Raw genomic sequence first — 22,949 nt, forward strand, 5'->3', positions numbered from 1 at the left:
AAATAGCTTGACTAAAAATTCATCAATTATTGATAGTCACTTATGAAATTACAAAAACAACCCTGGCGAAAAAAAACGTACGAAAAAGTAACATTAGAACTCAAATTATTCATCGTTGACCAAATTCAAAATGGTCAAATCTCTACAAACTTTGCCTCCAAAAAATATGATGTTCCTAGAACTACTATTTCATATTGGATTAGAAAATATAGTATCTTAGCTCAACAAAATAATGGTATGAGTAAATTAGATGAAATTAAAAAACTAAAGGAACGAATTGAAGAACTAGAGTTTGTAAAAGACTTTCAGCAAGATGTTATTGCCGATATGGAAATCATTACTGGAGTTGATATGTCAAAAAAGTCGTTGCCCGAAACATTAGCAAAAGAGATAGAAATAAAGAAGAAAAACATTTTAAAAGAAAATGGTTCTATCAGTGTTTTGGGATTAGTAAACAAGCCTTCTACAAAAGAATTAAAAAACAAGAAAACAAACAGTTAAATGATAAGAAACTAATTAAAATGGTGCAACAATATCGTAAAACTGTAGGTTCTAAAACTGGAGGAATTAAACTCTATACGGAATTAAAAAACGACATGGTTAATCAGAATATTAACATCGGTAGAGATCAGTTTTATCGATTTTTAAGGCTTCATAACTTACAATACTATCCTTATTTATAAAAAACAAGGATAGTTAGTTTTGTATAAATTTCAACCTATAAAGCTATTTATAAACTTTTAAGTTTATCGCATTTTCTAAAACTAGATTTCCATTAAAAGCAAGTGCTTCTAATTCGTCTTCACCCGGATATATTTCTGTAGTTGCAATGTAGTTTGTGTAGTCTTTTAATTGTTCCGTAACGTATTTGCTATAAGCAATTCCACCGGTTAATAAAATAGCGTCTACATCTCCTTTTAACACTGTTGCCATCGCTCCAATGTATTTTGCTATTTGAAAACACATCGCATCTAAAACAATTTTATAATTATCATCTGTAAGCGCTTTGTTTTCAACAATTCTCATGTCGTTAGTTCCCAAATATGCGTTTACACCTCCTTTTCCTACAATGAATTGCTGCATTTGCTCTAGCGTATATTTACCGCTCATTGCAAGCTTAATTAAATCGCCCGTAGGTAATGTTCCTGTACGTTCAGGAGAAAAAGGGCCTTCACCATCAAAACCTTGATTTACATCAATAACTTTTCCTTTTTGATGTGCACCAACAGTTATTCCCCCTCCCATATGTACTATAATAAGGTTTAGGTTATCATATTTTTTAGCATTTTTTTCAGCAAATTTTCTAGCTACTGCTTTTTGATTTAAAGCATGAAAAATAGAAATTCTTTTCAATTCTGGGTGTCCTGTAAATCGTGCTAATTCACATAATTCATCGACAACTACAGGATCTGCTATATAGGCTTTAATACTGTTTTCGGTAGCAATATCATTCGCTATAATTGCGGCTAAATTACTTGCGTGTTGCTTTGGTGCATTCACCAAATCGTTAAGCATCGCTTTATTCACCTGATAAACTCCTGAAACAACAGGCTTTAAAAGGCCTCCTCTAGCCATCACTAATTTTAAAGAGCTTGGCGTTATGTTTTGTTTTTTTAAGAAATTTAAAATCAAGGTTTTTCGATATGGAGCTTGGTCTAAAATACTTGAAAATTCTTGTAAATCTTCGGGGTTATGATGAAAATTTTCTTCAAAAACAGGCATATCTCCGTTAAAAAGTCCAATTTTTGTAGAAGTAGATCCTGGGTTTATTACTAAAATATAGTTTTTCATTTTTTTATTCATTAGAAGCAGCAGAAGCTAATAAAATACTATTATATTTCGTATCTTTAGAATCGGCTCTAGAGGTTAATACTATTGGAAAAGGCGCACCTAATACGATACCACATAATTTTGCATTTGCAAAAAACACAAAGGATTTATACAACATATTTCCTGCCTCGATGTTAGGAACTAAAATAATGTCGGCATCTCCAGCTACAGGACCTTCTAATCCTTTTGATTTTTTACTTTCAAAACTAATAGCGTTGTCAAAAGAAAGAGGTCCATCAATTAAACAGTCTTTAATTTGTCCACGGCGTTGCATAATAGACAGTAAAGCTGCATCGGTAGTTGCAGACATTTTTTCGTTTACCATTTCAACAGCGGCAACAGCGGCAATTTTTGGGTTAATAACTCCTATACGCTTAGAAAAATTTACGGCATTTTTTACGATTGCAACTTTTTCTTTTAGCCCAGGAGCAATATTAAAAGCAACATCTGTAATTCCTAAAAGTTTGTGGTATTCTGGAATTTCAAAAATTGCGTAATGCGATAAGAATTTTCTTGTTTTTAATCCCCATTCTTTATTAAGTACACCTGATAAAAGTTCTGCCGTAGATAATTTACCTTTCATTAAAATATCTGCTTTTTTAGCAGTAACCATAGATATTGATTTTTTAATAATAGCAGGTAAGTCACGTTCAAAATGACACTCAATATCTGTTAAATCAAAATTTAAATTTTTAGCACAAGCTAAAAGGTCTTCTTTTTTAGCTACTAATACTGGCGTAATAATTCCTTTTTCATAAGCATTTTTTATAGCCTCTAAAGCATGTTCATCTGCCGCAGAACACAATACTATTCTTTTCTTAACAGCTTGTTGATCTACAATTTTTTTTAAATCAGATAATTGGGTAAATTCCATTTGTGTTTGTTTTGTTTTGCAAAAATAGTCTTTTAGATACGTTAATTCTAGTACTGAAATTGGTTTTATAGAATCATCTAAAAAAATAAGAGTTTCCTTAATAAAAACAATCTATTAAAGAGATAACAAGAAAGTTGTTAATAAAAAAATGTATATTTATTAATTTTATTTATATTTTAATTAAAACATAAATAAAATACTCAGAATCTATTATTTAAGAACATACCTGTAAATGAAAATATATTATATAAAAATCCTTGAATCTGTTATTACCATCATATTGTATTTTTTTCTAAGAAAAAATGCTATAAAAATTATCAATAAAACACTTTCAGATAAATTTATTCATAGCTCAAGAGGAATGATAATTAAGAAAATTATTAACATAATTTTATCTTTAATTTTTCTTATTTTTATTTCACTAATTTGGGGAGTAAAACAATCTGATTTAGCAGTGTTTATAGGTTCAGTACTTACATTTGTTGGAGTTGCATTTTTCGCACAATGGTCTTTGCTTTCTAATATAACGTCTAGTATAATCTTATTTTTTAATCATCCTGTAAAGTTAAATGATTCTATCGTTATTTTAGAAGCTAAAGACTATGTGATTGAAGGGAGAGTTATTAATATTGGTTTATTTTTTATAACACTTCAAACAAAAGAATCGGGAGAAATAACGTTACCTAACAATATTTTTATTTTAAAAAGTATTAAAAATATTACCAAAGAAACCAAAAAAGAAGCCAATATCACTAATGAAAATCATATAAAATAATTATTAATTTCAAAAAACATAACAAATGAACGAGCATAAAGCTAATGTTGGACTCTTAACCAAGATGATTTTTTTAGTTATAATTATTTGGAGTGCCTCAACAATTTTAATATTTTTTGGGCTTGACAATTGGTCTAACAGAGGTAGTTTTGGTGATTTATTTGGTGCAGTAAATGCGTTATTTTCTGGATTAGCTTTTGCAGGATTAATTTATACAATCGTATTACAAAAACAAGATTTAGAATTGCAGCGGAATGAAATTGGCTTAAATAGACTAGAATTAAAAAAAAGAGCTAAAGCACAAAAAAATTCAGAAAAAGCATTGATTGAGCAAGTAGAACAAATGAAAACTGCATCGAAATTAAATGCACTCAAAACATTAATTGATTATTATAATATTCAGATTACAAACCCTAATAACACGACTGAAATAATACTGAAAGCAAAAGAAAAAAGAAAAGCTACAATTAAAGAAATAGATACCTTAATTGACAGAATAGAAGATGATGATTTGGAATAAAGACAATAATACAACCATAAAAACCACTATTTTCGAAACAGTATTGCTTTTACAATTAAAAATTGCGCCAATACATAGAGTATAATTATAGTGATATCAAAAAAATGCTTTGGGTTGTAAAAATTATTTAAAGCAATACAACTATCTGAAGCAATAAATAAAATTGCACCTAATAACAATACCGTGTTTTTTATTGATTTTTCTTGCTGGTAATTTAACAAAGTACAAGTTCCAAAACCTGAAATTGCCGTTCCATAAACTAATACAGGCACTAACATTTCGCCTAAATTATCTTTTATCAACAAAAAAACACTTACAAATAAAGCTACAAAAATAATTGCTGATTTTACAATTTTTACAACGGCTGTTTTCCTTAAAAAATTTGCGGTCATTTTTATATACATAATGTGTGCAACTAAAAAAGAGCCTAATCCGAATACAAAATAATTTGTTTTATCTAATAAAAATACATCACCCAAAAAAGAAAAAAACAATGCTGAAAACAGCCATAAATTAGCTTTTCCATCTTTTTTTATACTTACTAAATATAATACAACTAAACTTGGCATCAATAAAGGTTTACAAAAAAATTCTAAACTTTTATTTTGTGTAATTACTGCATAAACATCTAAAATTGCAATTATTAAAAAAATAATTGATACTATTTTTATTCTCATTTGTTTAGTTCTAATTTTAAGGGAAATTACAACAATTTATAATTATATTAACTGTAATAGTTTTAAATCAATTAGATTTGTTAAAAAACAATGAAAGAAAATATTAAAATAGCAGTAAAGATAAGTGGTAAAACAGCTCTTAAATGGATTTTTATTTTTTCATTAGGAAATATAGTAACCTTAATAACATTTCTTATCGCTTTATATGGAAATATTGGGTTATCAGGTGGTGGTCATGGAAGTATTATAGGTTTATTTACAGGACTACTAACAACAAATATCTTTACTTTTCTACTTATTTTTGGATCTCCAGTTTTTATTGCTATCTATTTTATAATTGCAAATAAAATTTCAATTCAAAATGCAATATATCTATTATGGGAAGGAAAAGCGGGAAATTATATTTCTTCAAAAGTAGAAAATGTAACTAAAAAATTAACAGAAAAAGAAGGGTGGAAAAAAGAACTTACCGATAAAGCAATTTTAAAAGCAAAAATATTGCAGTTAACAAAAAATGACAATGATACGTCTAAATTACAACGTAAGATTATTAACTTTGGATTTAATAAAATAAAACTTGATGAAATTGATTTTCAAGATGAAAATTTAAATTTATCTGATTTTTTGACAAACAAGTTTAATGATTTTATCGCAGAAACCACAAAACCTTCATTAAAATTGCTTTAGATATTAATTATTACTCAAATAAGCCTTCTAATTTGCTCTATGATAATTAAATAAAACTACCTCCAAAACTAGTAATCATTATATATATATCTCATCAAAAAAGCCTAGCAAACATATATTTTAAATAAGAAAGGGAATTCTCCCCTTCTTATTTAAAATATAATTCTACCTCTACCCAATCATATCAATAAATTCCTGTTCTGAAATTATCGATATACCTAAACTTTCGGCTTTCGCTAATTTACTCGGTCCCATGTTATCGCCAGCAACAATAAAACTTGTTTTTTTAGATATTGAACTACTTACTTTTCCACCGTTATCTTCAATGGCTTTTTTAAGTTCGTTTCTTGTCATCTGATGAAAAACACCAGAAACAACAAATACTTTTTCGGCAAGTTTATCGGTTTGATTTTCTAAACTTTCCGCAGAAACTTCTAATTGTACGCCGTGTAATTTTAACCTGTTAATTAATTCAATATTTCCTACATCATTTGAAAACTCGGTAATACTTTCTGCAATTCTATCACCAATTTCATCTACGGAAATTAGTGTTTCTAAATCGGCAGTCATTAATTTATCAATAGATTTAAAATGTTTTGCTAGTTTTTTAGCTACTGTTTCACCAACAAATCGAATTCCTAAAGCAAATAATACTTTTTCAAATGGAATTTCTTTTGATTTCTCAATTCCTGCAATTATATTTTGTGCTGATTTTTCTGCCATTCTTTCTAACGGAATAATCTGTTCGATTTTCAAATCGTATAAGTCGGCATAATTTTTAATTAAGCCTTCTTTACGTAATAAATCAACCGTTTCACCGCCTAAACCATCAATATCCATGGCTTTTCTGCTGATAAAATGCTGGATTCTCCCCGTTATTTGTGGCGCACAACCAAATTCATTTGGGCAATAATGTTTGGCATCGCCTTCGCTTCTTACCAATTCAGTATCGCATTCAGGGCAATTGGTTGCGTATTTTGTAGGCTCAGAATCAGCTGGTCTTTTAGATAAATCAACGGCTATAATTTTCGGGATAATTTCCCCGCCTTTTTCTACAAAAACAGTATCGTTTATTCTGATGTCTAATTTTTCAATTTGATCGGCATTATGTAATGATGCTCGTTTTACAATGGTTCCCGCTAATTGTACAGGCTCTAAATTTGCGACAGGTGTAATAGCTCCTGTTCGCCCAACTTGATAGCTAATTTCATGTAAAACTGTAGATACTTGCTCAGCTTTAAACTTATAGGCAATTGCCCAACGTGGGGCTTTTGAGGTGTATCCTAGTTCTTCTTGTTGCTGTAAATTATTTACTTTTACAACAATGCCATCGGTTTCGTAAGGCAAATTATGACGTTCGATATCCCAATGATTGATAAATTCAAAAACCGCATCAATAGAATTTACTAACGTAATAGTTTTAGGCACTTTAAAGCCAATATTTCTAGCATTTTCTAAAATTTCAAAATGTGTTTTATAGGTTCTATCTTCTGTTACAACTTGATATAACAAACAATCTAACGGACGCTTTGAAACGGCAGCGCTATCTTGTAATTTTAAACTTCCACTTGCGGTATTTCGTGGGTTTTTATACGGTTCTTCATCATTTTTAAGGCGTTCTTGGTTCATTTTATGAAATCCTTCAAGCGGTAAAATAATTTCTCCACGCATTTCAAAATCGCTTAAAAAACTTTTATTTACCTGCAACGGAATTGATTTTATAGTACGAATATTAGCCGTTACCTCATCTCCTTGAAAACCATCGCCACGGGTTACTGCTTTTATAAATTTACCATTTTCAAAAGTTAAATTGATAGATGCCCCATCATATTTTAACTCACAGGTATACTCTATTTCATCCGTTCCTAGCATTTTTTGAAGTCGCTTTTCCCAGTCTAATAAATCATCTTTTGAATAAGAATTATCTAAAGAATACATTCTGTTTTTATGGGTAACAGTATCAAAGTTTTTGGTAATTTCTCCGCCTACTCTTTGAGTTGGTGAATTGGCATCAAAATACTGTGGATGCTCGGATTCTAAATTAGCTAATTTTTTTAGTTTGATATCAAAATCATAATCTGAAATAGTGGCATTATCTAACACATAATAATTATAATTATGCTGGTTTAGTTCATCGCGAAGCGCTTGTATTGTTTGTTGAATATTCATGGTTTTACAATTTACAAAGTATATTTACAAGAGTATTTTAAACTAAAAAACCGAAACAAAAGTTTCGGTTTTTTTATTATTTATTAATATAAACCATTAATAATAAGTAAATCTACGAACTTTAGCAATATGTTTTGCTAAACGCATTACTTGGTGCGAATATCCGTATTCGTTATCGTACCATACATAGATAACAATTGTATCGCCATCAGCGATGGTTGCTTTACTATCAAAAATTGAAGGAGCTGTAGTTCCAACAATATCCGAAGAAACTAATTCGTTATTCATTGAATATTGAATTTGCTCTACTAAATTACCCTCTAAAGCATATTGCTTCATAATAGCATTTACCGCATCAACAGTTGTTGTAGTATTTAATTGTAAGTTTAAAATAGCTAACGAACCATTAGGAACTGGTACACGAATTGCGTTCGAAGTTAATTTACCTTCTAAAGCTGGTAATGCTTTTGCAACTGCTTTTCCTGCACCTGTTTCAGTAATTACCATGTTTAAAGCTGCTGCTCTACCTCTACGGTATTTACCGTGCATATTATCTACTAAGTTCTGATCATTCGTATACGCATGAATCGTTTCTAAGTGTCCTTTTTTAATTCCGAAGTTATCTTCTAAAACTTTTAAAACAGGTGTAATTGCATTGGTAGTACATGAAGCTGCTGAGAAAATATCAACAACATCAGGATTATTTTCTTCGTGATTTACACCGTGAACAATATTAGGAATTCCTTTTCCTGGTGCAGTTAATAATACCTTACTAGCTCCTTTTGGAGTTAAATGACGGCTTAATGCTTCTTTATCTTTAAACGCTCCTGTGTTATCAATAATTAAGGCATCGTTAATTCCGTAAGCAGTATAATCGATATCTTCTGGTTTCCCAGCAGAAATCATATATACGGTAGTTCCATTGATAATTAAGGCATTGTTATCGGTATCTACCTCAACAGTTCCTAAGAAATCTCCGTGAACAGAATCGATACTTAATAACGACGCTCTTTTTTGTAAAACTGCTTCGTTAATTTCGCCACGAGTAACAACAGCTCTTAATCTTAACTGAGAACCTTTACCCATTTTGCTCATTAACTCACGTGCTAATAAACGTCCGATACGTCCAAAACCGTATAAAACAACATCCTTTGGTGCAATTTCTGATGCTTTTGTTGCATCTTTTAATTTATTTTTTACAAAAGATAATTTATCAGTAGTCGCATCATCTTGTAAATGATATTCGTACGCTAATTTACCGATATCTAATTTTGATGCTGGTAATTCAATATTTTGTATTGCTTTTGCTATTTCTAGAGCATCGTTAATTGAAATTGGCTTTGCTACAAACTCTTTAGCATAGTCGATTAAGTTTAAAACCTCACTCGCTCTTTTATCTACTAAAGGATTTCTAAATAAAACTAATTCGATTGATTTATCGTACCATAAATCGTTCACGATATTAATAAATTCAACGGTAGCACGTCTTACTTGCGCTTGATCTACTACTTCTTTTTCGTAATTTGTTATTGTTGACATAGTTGTGTGTTAACTAAATTTTAAAAAAATTTCCTACAAAAATAAGAATTTCAAATGGCTTACTTAGGGTTTTATAAAATAAAAACATCTTTTAAAAACGATAGCGTTCAATTTTTCCACTAGGGCTTAATAACTCTAAATACATTTGCGCTTCGCCTGTATAGGTATCTAATATTGAAACCGCCTGCGAAGCTCCCTGCACCTCTTTTCCGTTTATTTTTGTTAAAATATACCCTTCGCCTACTTTATAATATTGAAATCCTTTATTATTTGTCCTTGTTATTTTCGCCCCACTTTTTAGCTTGTATTTCTTTTTTTCTTCGGATGTTAAATCCTTTAGCTGCACCCCAAAAGAAAGCGATGTAAAAGTATCTTTTTTACCTAATTTTACATTTTTAGTTAAAACCTTGTCATTTCTAAGTACGGTTACACTCACATATTCCCCTGGTCGTTTTGCCGTTAATTGTCCTTTTAAATCAGAAAACTTCGCTATTTTAACAGCATTTACTTTGGTGATAATATCGCCCTGTTGCAAACCTGCTTTTTTAGCCTCACTATTATTTGTAATTGCGCCTATTTTTACGCCTTCAATATCTTTAACAGTTGCATCAATACTGATGCCTAATATTGCCTGTTGTACAATTCCGAATTCTAATAAATCATCTACCACCTTTTTAGCAATATTAGAAGGTACAGCAAACGAATACCCTATAAAAGAACCTGTTTTTGATGAAATTGCCGTATTAATTCCAATTAATTCACCACGAGTGTTTACCAAAGCTCCTCCACTATTTCCTGGGTTTACAGCCGCATCGGTTTGAATAAAAGCTTCAATATTTTTATTTCCGTCTAAATCACGCCCTTTGGCGCTTACAATTCCTGCCGTTACAGTCGATGTTAAATTATATGGATTACCAACGGCTAAAACCCACTCGCCTATTTTGGCATTATCGGAATTTCCGAAAGCTAAATTAGGTAACGCTTCATCCGTTTCAACTTTTAGCAAGGCGATGTCATTGCTTTTATCGGCACCAATTAAAACTGCTTTTAATTTTTTTCGATTATTTAGGGTAATTTCAATATCTGTAGCACCTGCTATTACATGATTATTGGTAATAATATAGCCATCTGGCGAAATAATAACCCCGCTACCCGTTCCTACTTGCTGATATTTTTGTGTTTCATTTCTTCCAAAAAGTTGCGCATACGGATTGCGTTGTGTTCTTACCGCCGTATTTTTAACATGCACCACAGCATGTACCGTTTTTGATGCTGCCTGAGTAAAATCGGTTGGAGCTGCTATTGAATTAACCACTGTTGGCATATAATTTACAGGCGTTGTTTGTAAAGCTTCTGCTTGATTTTCAATTTTATTTTCGGCAGTATTTATTAACTGCTGTTCAAGTACTATTTTATAGCCTGCAAGTGTTATTACACCGCCTATTACTGCTATCCCTAAGGTTTTAAGTGTTTTTATCATCTTTTTTATGCGTATAATGTTTATACCAAAGATAAGATTTAAACAACTGCAACAAATCTGTTTAACGTCATTTTAACGGAGTTTAACCTGTATTTAACACTTCTATTTAGTTGATAAAATATGTATATTTGCTTTCTATGAATTTACAATTTTACAAATACCAAGGAACAGGAAACGATTTTGTTATTATCGATAATCGAAACGAGAATTTCCCTAAAAACGATGCAAAATTAATTAGCAAACTATGTCATCGACATTTTGGTGTTGGTGCCGATGGTGTTATTCTTCTAGAAAATGATGCTATCACCGATTTTAAAATGTTTTATTTTAATGCCGATGCAAGCCAAACCATGTGTGGAAATGGCGGACGCTGTGCAGTCGCTTTTGCCAAAGAATTAGGTATTATTGATACAGAAACAACTTTTACCGCTTTTGATGGCGAACATTATGCCCAAATAAATAACGGTATCGTTTCTTTACAGATGATAAATGTAAATGAAATTATTATCAAACAACATGCTGTTTTTGCCAATACTGGTACGCAACATCATGTTGAGTTAGTCGATAATTTAGACAATTACCCTGTTTTTGAAAATGGTAAAAAAATCAGATATAACGACTACGGAGCTCAAGGAACTAACGTAAATTTTGTACAGCAAATAAACAAGAATACTTTTAGAGTTCGAACCTACGAAAAAGGTGTAGAAGATGAAACCTTAGCTTGCGGAACAGGTGTTACGGCTGTTGCCATTGCTATGCACGCTACCAAAAAAACTACAGATAATATAATTAGCTTACCTGTTCAAGGTGGTTTATTAGAAGTTAGTTTTAATGAAAAAGACGGAAATTATACCGATATTTTCTTAAAAGGAAAAGCCGAATTGGTTTTTAAAGGAGCAATTAAAATTTAATTTAAAATGACAACTTTAAAAGGCGATGTTCTAAATTTAAGAGCCATCGAACCCGAAGATTTAGCCTTTCTTTTTGCTATAGAAAACAACGAGTCTTTTTGGGAAGTTAGCCACACACAAGCGCCATTTTCACGATTTATTTTAAAACAATATCTCGAAAATGCACATTTAGATATTTATCAGGCAAAGCAATTGCGGTTGGTTATTGAAGTAAGTACTAAAAGTGAAGATAAAAAAGAAGCTATCGGAATGATTGATCTTTTTGATTTTAATCCGCAGCATAAAAGAGCGGGTGTCGGTATTTTAATTCATCCGAAGTATCAAAAAAAAGGACTTGCCTTTGAAGCACTAAAACTATTAATAAACTATTGTTTTACACATTTGCAATTGCATCAATTATATGCAAATATTACTGCGGATAACAAAAATAGTATTCGGCTGTTTACAAAACATAATTTTAAACAAATCGGCATCAAAAAAGAGTGGATTTTTACTAACGGAACTTATAAAGACGAAATTTTATTTCAATTAATTCATATATAATTTCAGAAATAATTTTATCAAAAACAACTATGAAAAAAAAAATAATATACGGAATTATCGCCTCGATATTTTTAATCGGTGGATTTATTGGTTTTAATCTTTATCAGAAAATTTACGCAAAAGCAATTACTAAAAATGGGGCTATTTATATAAAAAATACCGATACTTTTGAAGATGTAAAAAAACAGCTTGCTACTTATATTGCCAAACCTCAACATTTTATTTGGGTTGCCAACATCAAAAAGTTTACAAAACCTAAAGGTGGAAAATATCAGCTGAAAAAAGGCATGAATTTAAACAATCTTGTAAATTTACTTAGAAGCGGAAATCAAACACCGATAAAACTGTCTTTTAACAACCAAGATTCCTTAGAAAAATTAGCTGGAAGAATTGCCCAACAAATTGAAGCTGACTCGGTTTCTTTAGTAAACGCAATGACAGATGCTACTTTTTTATCAGAAAATAATTTTAATCAAAAAAATGCCTTAGCAATGTACATTCCTAACAGCTATGAATTTTATTGGAATACATCTGCTGAAAAATTTCGCAATAAAATATTGCGTGAATACAAGCGTTTTTGGAACTCATCAAGATTAGAAAAAGCGAAAAAATTAAACTTATCAAAAAAAGAAGTGAGTACCTTGGCATCAATAGTTCAAAAAGAAACTGCGCAAAAAAGTGAACGCCCAATTGTGGCTGGGTTGTATTTAAACAGGTTAAGAGATGGTTGGCCATTACAAGCCGATCCTACGATAATTTATTGCATCAAACAGCTAAAAGGAGACGATTTTGTCGTAAAACGTGTTTTAACTAAAGATTTAGAAATTGAATCGGCTTATAATACGTATAAAAATACGGGCTTACCGCCTACTTTAATTGCGATGCCTGATGTTTCGGCGATTGATGCGGTTTTAAATTACAAAAAACATAATTACTATTATATGTGTGCGAGTGTTACAAAAATTGGTTTTCATGATTTTGCAAATTCATTAGCGCAACACAACAGAAATGCGTTTAAATATCAACGTTGGATTAGTAAACGAGGAATAAATAGGTAGTTTTTTAAAATCGATATTCCAAGCCTATTAATATAGTTCTTGGTAATAAATTATAAGCTGTTGTTGAGCTTCCGATATCGCTTATATTCGAATTTATAAATTGTTTCTTATTCAATAAATTTTTCGCTACTAAATTTAGTGTTAATTTATCTTTAAGCACGGTATAAGTGCTTTGAAAATCTAGAAAAGTATAGTTGTTGTTTACTTTTAAGTTTCCAAAGGAATAATTCGATAATTTTATTTTAGAATTAAATATATCGTTAAATATAAAGAACATATCGACAAAGCTTATAGTATCTAGAAACGAATTATTCTTTATAGTTTTTATCTGAATATTTTTCCATGTTGTTCCTAAGTGATAATTAAACAAACCTCTAAAACTCGAGCGCAACTCGAAACCGTAATTATAATTTTTTGTTATTATCTCTCTTAAACGAGCATTGTTAATAGTGTTTTTATAGTCACTTTTAACATAGCCTGTTTTTAGTTTTAAAATTGAGTTAATAAACGTAAAATAATAGTCGGCATTTGCTGTAATTCCTATAATGTTATTTTATTGTCTTGAAGAATAACATTTTTAGCTATCCTTTCTTGTGTTTTATCAACAAGTACATCAACTATTAATTTTTTATAAGCCAACGAAGAAAATATTAATAAATAATCTCCTTGTTTAACTTTACCGAAAGAATAATACCCTTTTTCATAGGGTACTTTTAAAATTGTATTTGTAGGGTATTTAATTTTACTTGCCCTCCATTTAAAAGTATTTGTTATATCAGATATTTCTAAGATTAAACCTGGCAATCCATTAAATTTCCATGGACCAAAAGAAAAAGGTAATTGTATCGTGTACCAAGCAGTATAATTTCTTCCCCTAAAACTAACTGTAGCTTTACTACAATTATAATTTGCAATTTTTTTTGTTTCTGTATGTGCTATTTTCCAATCCATTTTTGGAACCTCTTCAGTTATTTCATAGATATCATCTTTTCTAATATCATAGCTAATAAGTGTATTGTTTTTTTTATTGGTTACTCTATAAATATCAATTCTATCGCCACCAATAGTAATTTCACCTGATGAATTTGATGCTGATTTCCCACCGGTATTTAATCTGTCTAAAAAAGTTTTAAATATAGCTGTTTCATTATCACAGTTTAATACTCCTATTGTTTCTTGATACCTATAATTATCGTAAAAATCATACTCGATAGTTATCTTATTTTGTTGTGAAAACCCCAGTAGAGGTATAAATAATAGTAATATAAATTTCATTTTTTTATTATAAAAGAGATTTTACATCTTTTTAACATGTAAAATCTCTAGCGTTAATTATTATTTATCTAATTTATTTAATAAATCAGACAGTAGTTTTCGACAATCTTTCGCCGTTTCTGTCTTTAGCACCTTTTTAAATACCGTTTGCCCTGTTTTATTATTCTTAATAAGAATACTACAGTCTCCACTAATGTCATTATAACTAACAAATAAAGTAGTTTTAGTCTCTTTTTCAATAAAATTTAATGTTTTAGATAATTTAATGTTTTTATCATCTATTTTTTCTAAACCTACAGCATTCGCTGATACAAAAGCACCTAAAAATAGTGCTGTTAACAATACTTTTTTCATAATTTAAAATTTAATAAAATATTTACTTAACTTATGAATTATTTATATTCAACCATAAGATTGCTGACTACATTGCAATGTGCCACAAAGCTATTTAATTAGAATCATTATAACTGAATAATCTAACTCCTTTTCCGATTAAGGGTTAACCCTTAATCGGAAAAGCTATTCTAATAATAATACCTTTACTTTGAATTAAAATAAAAAAAACATGAAAAGCTCAATAGAAACTAAAATGAGTTTAATTTTAAATAAATTAAAAAAAGAACGCTTAAAAACAGGCTTATCTCAATGGGACTTTGGAGAAAAAATTGGGCTGAGTCAAAATGCGTATTACAAGCTAGAAACAGGAAAAGCTAAGTTAGATTTATATCGCTTTTTAAATATTTGTAAAGTACTAGATATTGAACCTTCATCTTTTTTCTAAAAAATTGCAAACGCAAATTATACGTTAGCAAAACATTAAATAAAAATTACATATACCCAAAACACCCTGAAATGCTTTAAGTCATTTCAGGGTGTTTTATTTTAAAAAAATATTAAAATCCTAAAACTAAACGCTATTTTATTAACAATCAATCAAAATAAGCTGTTTTTATTGCGTTTTTATAGCAAAAAAACAATTTAATATTACATATAGCTAATATTGTACTAATGTTAATATTATATTAAAACTAAATTTACATCAAAATAAAATACCTTTTATCAATACTCTTTAAAATACCTTTCAATTTATGATTTCTTCTAAAAAAAATCTTCAAAAAAAATTTTTAGCCCTACTAGTATTGTGCTATTCTTACGGGTTTAGCCAACAGGCAGCACCTGCACTTCCTACATCAAAAGTAAAAGAAACAGTCGCATGTACTAAAGGATATAATCATAAAGATCATAGCAAACATACTAGCTCAAATAAAATGGCTAGAGCAAATTCTCCTGATACATTTGTTGGTTGGGCATCTTATAGCGGCGCAAACTTAGTTGCTAAACTAAAAGAAACCACCGATTACGATACCAATTTAAGACCCCTTTTTGACTACGGTCAATACGGTGGATCTTTATTTTCTAGTACCAATATAAAAGCAGTTGCCGATGCTGTATATAATATGTCAGCCTCTTATGATGGTACAGAATCAAGTGGGATGTTTGGTTTAGTTACCTACTTACACTGTGCAAGTTATCATGAATTTTTTCAAACAGAAGTAACACTAAATACAGAGGCTAAAAGTGCCTATAAACTTGCCGTTAAATACCTTTCTACAAACGCTCGTTTATGGGATACCACAGAATACGGTTTAGGTGTTTTAGATGAATTTTTAATAATGTGTGATTACGATGGTTTAAGAGATAAAGATTTTGTGTTAGATGTTATCAAAACAGCCATCCGTAATTTAACTGAAAAAGACAACTGGCGAGCTGTTGTTAACGACCAACAAATGCTAACAAAATATATTACTGCATACAACAGAATATTCTTTTTAATGTTTAGAGGGATGCAACCTGTAGATGTTGCTTATGAAGCATCGCTTAATAATGATCCTGAATTTTTACAATTATTGTCAAATTTAGCTACGGATAAAGAATTAAGAACTGAAAATGACGATTTAGCTTTAATGGTAAATAACGCCATTGGAGAAATGACCAGAACTGCTGATAGTTCAGATGTTTTAAAAGATCAAACAGAGCCTTTTATTGCTGAAATTGCACAAAGTTATGAGCGATTAACGCCTAACTGGTACAAATCAATAAAATCTATCAATGAATCAGGAAATTGTGCGAAATACAACTTATGTGTAAATATGGACGACATAACAGCCGAAGTTGAAGCAATGCTTTTTCCTAATACCTTTACCTTTGACGATGGACGCTTAAAAGTAAGAACTCCGTTAGACTATAAAACAGTTCAAGAATTATACTACGCTTCGAAACAAGTACAAACACAGTTTTTTAGAGCCTTAGCCACAGATGAACCTGTTACTGGTGACCCTAATTTAAACTTAAATATGGTGGTGTACGGTACGATGAAAGATTATCATGACTGGCAAACAATTTTAAACGGCTTAGCGACCAATAACGGTGGAATGTACATTGAAAGAGGTGCTACTTTTTACACCTACCAAAGAACTTTTGCAGAAAGTACTTTTAGCTTAGAGGAACTATTCAGACATGAATATGTACATTATTTACAAGGGCGCTATATTGCAAACGGTTTTTGGGGTTCAACTGAATTTTATAAAGATGGACGTTTAATTTGGTTTGAAGAAGGGATGGCTGAACATTTTGCAGGTAGTACCGATAATGACGGTGTTAGAATTAGAGAAAGCCAAGGTTCTAATGTAAAAAACGAAGGTGCTAGTGAGTATATGACTGTAAAGGAAGTTTTAAACGCTAGTTATGCTGGTGGTTTTAAATTTTATAGATATGGAAATATGTTATGGTCATATTGGTTTAAAAATGATATCAATACTGCTAGAAAACTTATCAACCTTGTTAGAGCCGATGATATTACTGCTTTTGATACTGAAATTAATCGATTAGAATCAAGCTGGCAATTAGAAAGAAATTTTTTAGCTTACTTAAATAACGTAGTTATTGATGAAAATAATTGGTGGGAAGTTCGTACCCCCTGGGAAGTTGATGACTTTTTTGTCGTAGGAAATATTGCTGATATTGAAACCGAATTTGAAGCAATTACGGCAAAAGATGTTACTGTAACCTTAGACGCCTCTACTTCGATTAGACGATTTAAAGTAACAGGAAGTTTAAATTCTGGGCAGTTTGAAACAGAATTAAACGATTTAATGACCCAATTAAAATCAAGCCCAACAGTTAATAATTTTGATTATATCGGCGGATATTACAAAGAGGTATCAGGTTCTAATGCAACCTTTGTTATTACAGGTTCTTTAAGAGATGCCACTGTAAGCGATGCTCCTATTGCTGATTTTTCAAGCAATTTACCATCAACAATTGTTGGCGGAACTATTCAATTTACCAATGAATCTACAGGATATATCAATTCATATACCTGGTCTTTTCCTGGAGGAACACCTAGTACAAGTACTGAAAAAAACCCTACGGTAGTTTATGATACTCCAGGAACTCATGCGGTAACCTTAACTGTTAAAAGTGCAAAAAGTGGTAACAATATAAGAACCAAAAATAATTTTATAAAAGTTCATGCTAAAAGTAGCACTACTTATTGCAGTACAAGTTTTGATTCAAAAGGAACTGGAATACAAAGGGTTAAATTCAGTAATTTAGACCATGAAGATCTTATTTATAATGATGAAAGGTATTCTGATTATACATCATATGCCGCAGAAGTAAATTTAAACAAAACATATTCTATTGCCATTAAAACAGAAATTTCTACTTGGGAAAAAAATAGTATAAAAGCTTGGATTGACTGGAATCAAGATGGTGATTTTGATGATGAAAAAGAAGAAATTTTTGCACATAGAGGTGCCTTTAAAATAGGAAGTGTAACAGTACCTTCAAATGCGAGTTTAGGGGCTACAAGAATGCGAGTACGTTACGGGTATGATAAAGAAGTTTTCGCTTGTGGAAATGATACTTATTTTGGTGAAGTTGAAGATTATTCAGTAATTGTAGGTGTTGAAGCAACTACAATTACTTGGACAGGAAGTACAAATACCGATTTTGCAGAAGCTAAAAATTGGGATACAAATACTGTTCCAACAAATTATGACGATGTAATTATTCCTGCAGGATTAACAAACTACCCTGTAATTTCAACAGCGACCGAAGTAAAAACGCTTACAATTGCTTCAGGAGCAACTTTAATTGCCAATGCCGCATTAACAGGAACGGTTACTTATACGAGAAATTTACCTACAGACAATTGGTATTTAGTTGCATCGCCTTTAAAATATGAAACTATTGAAAGATTAAATCAGAATAATACTTTTGCTTCAGGAACAGGAACTAATATTGGGCTTGCTCCTTATAAAAATAACGGAACAGCTTGGAATTATTTATCAAACACAAGCAAAGGAAATATTACTTCTGGACAGGGATATTCTGTTAAGTTAAAAAATGCTGCTAATTTAGTTTTTACAGGAAGTATCAATTCAACAGCCGTTAATTATAGTATCACAAAAGGTGCAAATAGTTTTAATTTAATCGGAAACCCTTATACTTCGTATGTAAAACTTGGTGATTTCTTTAAAGACAACGCTACAGGAACTGTTTTATCAGAAGCTACTATTTGGCTTTGGAATCAAAACACCAATAGCTATGATTTAAAATTAGGTGCTGCTGATGCAAATTATCAAATAGCACCAGGACAAGGATTTTTTGTAAGTGCTAATGCCAATACTCAAGTAACTTTTAGCAAAGAAAATCAAAGTCATCAATCAGCAACTTTTCAACGACAGGCAAAAACTCAAATCAATTTAAGTGTTCGTGAAAATCAAAATAATACGGTAAAATCTACTAAATTATACTACCTTAATGGTGTTACCAAAGGTTTTGATAATGGTTATGACGGTTCTGTTTTTGGAGGAACAACTACTAATTACGCCCTTTACTCACAATTAGTAAGTAATACTAACGGTAAAAATTATGCGGTTCAATCGTTACCTATAAACGATTTAGAAAACACTATCGTCCCTATCGGATTAAAGGCTAAGGCAGGAAAAAAGATGGTTTTTTCAGCAGAATCAATGAATTTACCTGAAAATATAAGTATTTATTTAGAAGATAAACAAAACAATACATTTACCAATTTAGGTAAAGAAAATTATACCGTAACCTTAACAACTGATGCGAGCCAAGTTGGGCAGTTTTACCTTCATACAAGCTCTAAAGAATTAGATGCTAGTATTCAAACACCTGCTAATTTTAGCGAGTTAACTGTTTACAAATCATCTAAAACAACACTAACAGTTAATGGTTTACAAGCTAAAAAAGCGAGTGTAATTATCTATTCGATACAAGGAAAACAAATATTTTCAACAGATATTATTTCAAAAAATACAGCAACTGTTACTTTACCAAAAGCAGCTGCAGGGGTTTATTTAGTAAAAATAATTTCAGAATTAGGAACTATCAATAAAAAAATAGTTTTATAATAAACTTAATACAAACATTATTTTTTATTACAAATACAAAACAGGTTGCTTTTAGCAGCCTGTTTTTATTTTATAAAACACTCATTTGCTGTTTCCATATAAAAAACACGATAAATAATATAACAAAAAATTTAGTTTTAGTTTCGTGAAATTAATGTACATTTGCAACCGCAAAATAGAAAGATAACTAATTATCAAGTATTTAGGATTTACATTTATAGGATTTGCACTACTAGCTAGTTTTACAAGCCCGAAATTTGAAAACGAAAAAACAACAAACATACCAAAAAGAATCGTGCCTTCTATTAAAGAAATTAACGTTCCTTTTTTATTAAGAAACTTTGTTGGTTTTAAAGAAGCAGTAGCTTTTAAAGAATCGCAAGGAAAATACAGAGTTGTAAATAAATTGGGCTACTTAGGTAAATACCAATTTGGAAAATCAACCTTAAAAAGATTTCAAATTTACAATACTACGAATTTTCTTAAAACACCTGAATTACAAGAAAAAGCATTTGTCGCTTACTGTAAAGTAAATAAATGGATTTTAAGAAAAGATATTAAACGAAGTGTTGGAAAAACCATAAACGGTACTAAAATTACCGAATCTGGTATTTTAGCAGCAGCGCATTTAGGTGGGGCTGGTAACGTTAAAAAATATTTACGATCAAATGGTCATTTTCAATTTAAAGATGCCTTTGGAACCTCTATTAAATCTTATATCAAAAAATTTGCAGGCTATGATGTATCAACTATTAACGCCAATAAAAAGGCTAGTGTTTAACATCATCTTACAAAAATCTATATCAACTAAAAAAGACAGCTTTAATAGCTGTCTTTTTTATATATAATTTATACCTTACTATTTATGAATAATAAAAATAGTTGGGCGTTTATGCAAATCTGTTTTTATATGCTTCCATTCTTTAACGGTAAAGGTTTTTATATACTCTGAAGGAAGTGTAATATCGCAGGCAACACAAACACGTGTATCTGCCGATAAAACATTTCTTAAATCATCTAACATTTTTTCATTTCGATACGGCGTTTCTATAAAAATTTGTGATTGATTTTTAACACTAGAAAGCTTTTCTAAATCTTTAATTGCACGTTTTCTATCTGATTTATCAATAGGTAAATACCCATTAAAAGCAAAGCTCTGACCATTCATTCCTGAACCCATCATTGCCATTAAAATAGATGAAGGACCAACTAAAGGTACTACCTGAATGCCTTTTTCGTGTGCTAATTTTACAATCATTGCACCCGGATCGGCAACCGCAGGAACACCCGCATCTGATAATAATCCAATAGAAATACCTTTTTCACAAACATCTAAATAATTTTGTGTTTCAATATCATTCGAATATTTGTCTAACAATAATAACTCTAAAGAAGGTTGCGATTTATTAGGCGTAATCTTTTTAATAAACCCTCTTGCTGATTTTTCATTTTCTACAATAAAAAAATCAAGATGCTCTATTACTTTTTTAACAGAAATCGGCATTACCTCTAAAGGCTCTGTATCTCCTAATGTTGTTGGTATTAAATATAATTTACCTTTCATTTTGTCTTTTTTAAATTGCCTATTTTGAAGAAATATTTTAACCTGAATCGCTTTATTAAAAAGTTAATTTAGCGGTTAATTCCTCTACGTATTTTTTAAATTTCTTATCTGTTTCTGTTAAATTATCAACAGTTTTACAGGCGTGTAATACCGTAGCATGGTCTCTTTTACCTATTTGACTTCCAATACTCGCTAATGATAACTTTGTTAAACGCTTTGCAAAAAACATGGCTAATTGACGCGCCTGAACAATGTGTCTTTTACGTGTTTTAGACTGTAACATAGCTACATCCATATCAAAATATTTAGCTACAACTCTTTGAATATAATCAATTGAAATTTCTCGCTGGGTTGTTTTTACAAATTTATCGACAATTTCCCTTGCTAAGCTAACAGTAAAATCTCTTTTATTAAATGATGCTTGGGCAATCATAGAAATAATAACCCCTTCTAATTCACGAACATTCGCCTTTACATTTTTGGCGATATATTCAATTACATCTTCAGGCATTTCAACACCATCTTGATACAATTTATTATGAAGTATTGAAACACGAGTTTCAAAAGAAGGTGCTTGTAATTCGGCTGATAATCCCCATTTAAAACGAGACAATAAACGCAATTCAATATCTTGCATATCTACAGGGGCTTTATCCGAAGTTAAAATTACCTGTTTTCCATTTTGATGCAAATGATTAAAAATATGAAAAAATACTTCTTGTGTACCTGTTTTACCAGATAGAAACTGAATATCATCAATAATTAATACATCGACCATTTCATAAAAATGAATAAAGTCATTTCTAGTGTTCGACTTTACCGAATCAATAAATTGCTGGGTAAATTTTTCCGAAGAAATATATAAAACGGTTTTATCAGGATATTTATCTTTTACCTCAACCCCAATTGCTTGTACTAAATGTGTTTTTCCTAACCCAACAGGACCGTAAACCAATAAGGGGTTAAACGACGTTCCTCCAGGTTTATTTGCTACTGCCATACCCGCCGAACGAGCTAATCTGTTAGCATCACCTTCTATATAATTAATAAAATTATAGTTTGGGTTTAATTGCGACTCTATTTTAACTTTTTGTAAACCAGGAATCACAAAAGGATTTTTCAACTCTCTTTTAGACTCTGTCGGTACAGTAGTTTTCGGCGATTTTACCGCTTTCCGATTTGAACTCGGTATTTTAACTATTTGAGGACTGTTACTACTATAGGTGTTTTCTAAACGTACATCATAAATTAACCTAGCATCGGCCCCTAATTCTTTAACCAAAGCAACTCTTAATAACTTAATATAATGCTCTTCTAGCCATTCGTAAAAAAATTTACTAGGCACTTGAACTGTAAGAGCTTCTTCAGCTAATTTAACAGGTTTAATTGGCTCAAACCAAGTTTTATATGCTTGGTGTTTAATGTTATCTTTTATAAAAGATAAGCATTCCTTCCAAACTGAATCAGCAGTTTTAGTCATTTATTTGGGTTAAAAACAATTTTAGTTGTTAATTTTTATTCTTTTGTAAGGGCTAAGAGGATTTCGCCTTGGTACGAGAGTGCAAAAATGTGAATAAAATTTAGGATAAAAAAATTCAGT

22 protein-coding genes are annotated in these 22,949 nt (G+C 30.6%); 11 read left to right on the top strand and 11 right to left on the bottom strand.

The genetic code is table 11. The annotated features are described in order from the left end of the window. The first annotated feature begins 42 nt into the window (after positions 1–42). Both ABNT14_RS07780 and ABNT14_RS07785 read left to right on the top strand, forming a co-directional pair. Positions 43–501 carry a helix-turn-helix domain-containing protein gene (locus ABNT14_RS07780; protein WP_214984020.1) on the top strand — a complete coding sequence of 153 codons (459 nt, stop codon included), beginning with the start codon at positions 43–45 and terminating at the stop codon, positions 499–501. A 20-nt stretch (positions 502–521) separates the two neighbouring features. Continuing rightward, entirely contained in the window at positions 522–683 is a 162-nt protein-coding gene (locus ABNT14_RS07785; RefSeq protein WP_214984021.1) for a hypothetical protein, read from the top strand. A 43-nt stretch (positions 684–726) separates the two neighbouring features. On the opposite strand, the gene buk is transcribed toward ABNT14_RS07785, so the two are convergent. Further along, positions 727–1,791: a butyrate kinase gene (gene buk, locus ABNT14_RS07790; RefSeq protein ID WP_101902799.1), complete on the bottom strand. Its 1,065-nt coding sequence runs from the start codon at positions 1,789–1,791 to the stop codon at positions 727–729. A 4-nt stretch (positions 1,792–1,795) separates the two neighbouring features. Next, a complete protein-coding gene (locus ABNT14_RS07795; protein ID WP_101902794.1) occupies positions 1,796–2,704 on the bottom strand; it encodes a bifunctional enoyl-CoA hydratase/phosphate acetyltransferase in 909 nt (302 codons plus the stop codon). A gap of 232 nt (positions 2,705–2,936) precedes the next feature. Here ABNT14_RS07795 and ABNT14_RS07800 point away from each other — a divergent pair, with 232 nt between their 5' ends. Then, complete coding sequence (locus ABNT14_RS07800) at positions 2,937–3,479, top strand: mechanosensitive ion channel domain-containing protein (RefSeq protein ID WP_101902793.1); 543 nt, start codon at positions 2,937–2,939, stop codon at positions 3,477–3,479. 25 nt (positions 3,480–3,504) lie between these two features. Continuing rightward, the gene (locus tag ABNT14_RS07805; protein WP_101902792.1) at positions 3,505–3,999 is read left to right on the top strand and encodes a hypothetical protein; all 495 of its coding nucleotides are present in this window, start codon (positions 3,505–3,507) and stop codon (positions 3,997–3,999) included. Positions 4,000–4,025: 26 nt separating this feature from the next. On the opposite strand, the gene ABNT14_RS07810 is transcribed toward ABNT14_RS07805, so the two are convergent. Beyond that, a complete protein-coding gene (locus ABNT14_RS07810) occupies positions 4,026–4,676 on the bottom strand; it encodes a lysoplasmalogenase (RefSeq protein ID WP_101902791.1) in 651 nt (216 codons plus the stop codon). A gap of 90 nt (positions 4,677–4,766) precedes the next feature. Here ABNT14_RS07810 and ABNT14_RS07815 point away from each other — a divergent pair, with 90 nt between their 5' ends. Continuing rightward, on the top strand, positions 4,767–5,363 hold the full coding sequence (locus ABNT14_RS07815; protein ID WP_101902790.1) for a hypothetical protein: 597 nt from the start codon (positions 4,767–4,769) through the stop codon (positions 5,361–5,363). A gap of 171 nt (positions 5,364–5,534) precedes the next feature. Here ABNT14_RS07815 and ligA read toward each other — a convergent pair whose 3' ends face one another. From ligA to ABNT14_RS07830, 3 genes are all read right to left on the bottom strand, one after another. Further along, positions 5,535–7,532 carry an NAD-dependent DNA ligase LigA gene (gene ligA / locus ABNT14_RS07820; RefSeq protein ID WP_101902789.1) on the bottom strand — a complete coding sequence of 666 codons (1,998 nt, stop codon included), beginning with the start codon at positions 7,530–7,532 and terminating at the stop codon, positions 5,535–5,537. A gap of 96 nt (positions 7,533–7,628) precedes the next feature. Further along, the gene (locus ABNT14_RS07825; protein ID WP_101902788.1) at positions 7,629–9,071 is read right to left on the bottom strand and encodes a glyceraldehyde-3-phosphate dehydrogenase; all 1,443 of its coding nucleotides are present in this window, start codon (positions 9,069–9,071) and stop codon (positions 7,629–7,631) included. Positions 9,072–9,162: 91 nt separating this feature from the next. Continuing rightward, on the bottom strand, positions 9,163–10,551 hold the full coding sequence (locus ABNT14_RS07830; protein ID WP_101902787.1) for a trypsin-like peptidase domain-containing protein: 1,389 nt from the start codon (positions 10,549–10,551) through the stop codon (positions 9,163–9,165). Between the two features lie 137 nt (positions 10,552–10,688). Here ABNT14_RS07830 and dapF point away from each other — a divergent pair, with 137 nt between their 5' ends. From dapF to mltG, 3 genes are read left to right on the top strand one after another with little or no spacing between them, the layout of a single operon-like run. Further along, the gene (dapF, locus tag ABNT14_RS07835; protein WP_101902786.1) at positions 10,689–11,462 is read left to right on the top strand and encodes a diaminopimelate epimerase; all 774 of its coding nucleotides are present in this window, start codon (positions 10,689–10,691) and stop codon (positions 11,460–11,462) included. A 6-nt stretch (positions 11,463–11,468) separates the two neighbouring features. Next, entirely contained in the window at positions 11,469–12,005 is a 537-nt protein-coding gene (locus ABNT14_RS07840) for a GNAT family N-acetyltransferase (protein ID WP_101902785.1), read from the top strand. A gap of 29 nt (positions 12,006–12,034) precedes the next feature. Next, positions 12,035–13,063, top strand: a complete 1,029-nt coding sequence (mltG, locus tag ABNT14_RS07845; RefSeq protein ID WP_101902784.1) for an endolytic transglycosylase MltG — start codon at positions 12,035–12,037, stop codon at positions 13,061–13,063. 4 nt (positions 13,064–13,067) lie between these two features. Here the strand turns inward: mltG and ABNT14_RS07850 are convergent, their stop codons facing one another. From ABNT14_RS07850 to ABNT14_RS07860, 3 genes are all read right to left on the bottom strand, one after another. Then, complete coding sequence (locus ABNT14_RS07850; RefSeq protein ID WP_214984029.1) at positions 13,068–13,340, bottom strand: TonB-dependent receptor; 273 nt, start codon at positions 13,338–13,340, stop codon at positions 13,068–13,070. A gap of 263 nt (positions 13,341–13,603) precedes the next feature. After that, entirely contained in the window at positions 13,604–14,338 is a 735-nt protein-coding gene (locus tag ABNT14_RS07855) for a GLPGLI family protein (protein WP_101902783.1), read from the bottom strand. A gap of 60 nt (positions 14,339–14,398) precedes the next feature. Next, positions 14,399–14,692, bottom strand: coding sequence for a hypothetical protein (locus ABNT14_RS07860; RefSeq protein ID WP_101902782.1), 294 nt, complete (start codon positions 14,690–14,692; stop codon positions 14,399–14,401). A 211-nt stretch (positions 14,693–14,903) separates the two neighbouring features. On the opposite strand from ABNT14_RS07860, the gene ABNT14_RS07865 reads away from it, so the two are divergent. The 3 genes from ABNT14_RS07865 to ABNT14_RS07875 all read left to right on the top strand — a co-directional run bounded on the left by ABNT14_RS07865 (position 14,904) and on the right by ABNT14_RS07875 (position 20,566). After that, entirely contained in the window at positions 14,904–15,119 is a 216-nt protein-coding gene (locus ABNT14_RS07865) for a helix-turn-helix transcriptional regulator (RefSeq protein WP_101902781.1), read from the top strand. 307 nt (positions 15,120–15,426) lie between these two features. Next, the gene (locus ABNT14_RS07870) at positions 15,427–19,785 is read left to right on the top strand and encodes a collagenase (RefSeq protein WP_101902780.1); all 4,359 of its coding nucleotides are present in this window, start codon (positions 15,427–15,429) and stop codon (positions 19,783–19,785) included. Positions 19,786–20,080: 295 nt separating this feature from the next. After that, entirely contained in the window at positions 20,081–20,566 is a 486-nt protein-coding gene (locus ABNT14_RS07875; RefSeq protein ID WP_317042225.1) for a peptidoglycan-binding protein LysM, read from the top strand. Positions 20,567–20,644: 78 nt separating this feature from the next. Here ABNT14_RS07875 and ABNT14_RS07880 read toward each other — a convergent pair whose 3' ends face one another. Together ABNT14_RS07880 and dnaA are read right to left on the bottom strand one after the other, a co-directional pair. Continuing rightward, the gene (locus ABNT14_RS07880) at positions 20,645–21,349 is read right to left on the bottom strand and encodes an SAM-dependent methyltransferase (protein ID WP_058885342.1); all 705 of its coding nucleotides are present in this window, start codon (positions 21,347–21,349) and stop codon (positions 20,645–20,647) included. Between the two features lie 55 nt (positions 21,350–21,404). Further along, the gene (dnaA, locus tag ABNT14_RS07885; RefSeq protein WP_101902778.1) at positions 21,405–22,829 is read right to left on the bottom strand and encodes a chromosomal replication initiator protein DnaA; all 1,425 of its coding nucleotides are present in this window, start codon (positions 22,827–22,829) and stop codon (positions 21,405–21,407) included. Between the last annotated feature and the right edge of the window lie 120 nt (positions 22,830–22,949).

The organism is Tenacibaculum dicentrarchi (genome assembly GCF_964036635.1).
GTDB lineage: Bacteria > Bacteroidota > Bacteroidia > Flavobacteriales > Flavobacteriaceae > Polaribacter > Polaribacter dicentrarchi.

Bases quoted from the DNA above. Each gene is read 5' to 3' on its own strand.
- ABNT14_RS07860 (WP_101902782.1), bottom strand. From the start codon at position 14,692: ATGAAAAAAGTATTGTTAACAGCACTATTTTTAGGTGCTTTTGTATCA.
- dapF (WP_101902786.1), top strand. From the start codon at position 10,689: ATGAATTTACAATTTTACAAATACCAAGGAACAGGAAACGATTTTGTT.
- ABNT14_RS07780 (WP_214984020.1), top strand. From the start codon at position 43: ATGAAATTACAAAAACAACCCTGGCGAAAAAAAACGTACGAAAAAGTA.
- ABNT14_RS07870 (WP_101902780.1), top strand. From the start codon at position 15,427: ATGATTTCTTCTAAAAAAAATCTTCAAAAAAAATTTTTAGCCCTACTA.
- ABNT14_RS07855 (WP_101902783.1), bottom strand. From the start codon at position 14,338: ATGAAATTTATATTACTATTATTTATACCTCTACTGGGGTTTTCACAA.
- ABNT14_RS07800 (WP_101902793.1), top strand. From the start codon at position 2,937: ATGAAAATATATTATATAAAAATCCTTGAATCTGTTATTACCATCATA.
- ligA (WP_101902789.1), bottom strand. From the start codon at position 7,532: ATGAATATTCAACAAACAATACAAGCGCTTCGCGATGAACTAAACCAG.
- ABNT14_RS07815 (WP_101902790.1), top strand. From the start codon at position 4,767: ATGAAAGAAAATATTAAAATAGCAGTAAAGATAAGTGGTAAAACAGCT.
- mltG (WP_101902784.1), top strand. From the start codon at position 12,035: ATGAAAAAAAAAATAATATACGGAATTATCGCCTCGATATTTTTAATC.
- dnaA (WP_101902778.1), bottom strand. From the start codon at position 22,829: ATGACTAAAACTGCTGATTCAGTTTGGAAGGAATGCTTATCTTTTATA.
- ABNT14_RS07805 (WP_101902792.1), top strand. From the start codon at position 3,505: ATGAACGAGCATAAAGCTAATGTTGGACTCTTAACCAAGATGATTTTT.
- ABNT14_RS07830 (WP_101902787.1), bottom strand. From the start codon at position 10,551: ATGATAAAAACACTTAAAACCTTAGGGATAGCAGTAATAGGCGGTGTA.
- ABNT14_RS07795 (WP_101902794.1), bottom strand. From the start codon at position 2,704: ATGGAATTTACCCAATTATCTGATTTAAAAAAAATTGTAGATCAACAA.
- ABNT14_RS07840 (WP_101902785.1), top strand. From the start codon at position 11,469: ATGACAACTTTAAAAGGCGATGTTCTAAATTTAAGAGCCATCGAACCC.
- ABNT14_RS07880 (WP_058885342.1), bottom strand. From the start codon at position 21,349: ATGAAAGGTAAATTATATTTAATACCAACAACATTAGGAGATACAGAG.
- ABNT14_RS07825 (WP_101902788.1), bottom strand. From the start codon at position 9,071: ATGTCAACAATAACAAATTACGAAAAAGAAGTAGTAGATCAAGCGCAA.
- ABNT14_RS07865 (WP_101902781.1), top strand. From the start codon at position 14,904: ATGAAAAGCTCAATAGAAACTAAAATGAGTTTAATTTTAAATAAATTA.
- ABNT14_RS07810 (WP_101902791.1), bottom strand. From the start codon at position 4,676: ATGAGAATAAAAATAGTATCAATTATTTTTTTAATAATTGCAATTTTA.
- ABNT14_RS07785 (WP_214984021.1), top strand. From the start codon at position 522: ATGGTGCAACAATATCGTAAAACTGTAGGTTCTAAAACTGGAGGAATT.
- buk (WP_101902799.1), bottom strand. From the start codon at position 1,791: ATGAAAAACTATATTTTAGTAATAAACCCAGGATCTACTTCTACAAAA.
- ABNT14_RS07850 (WP_214984029.1), bottom strand. From the start codon at position 13,340: ATGTTCTTTATATTTAACGATATATTTAATTCTAAAATAAAATTATCG.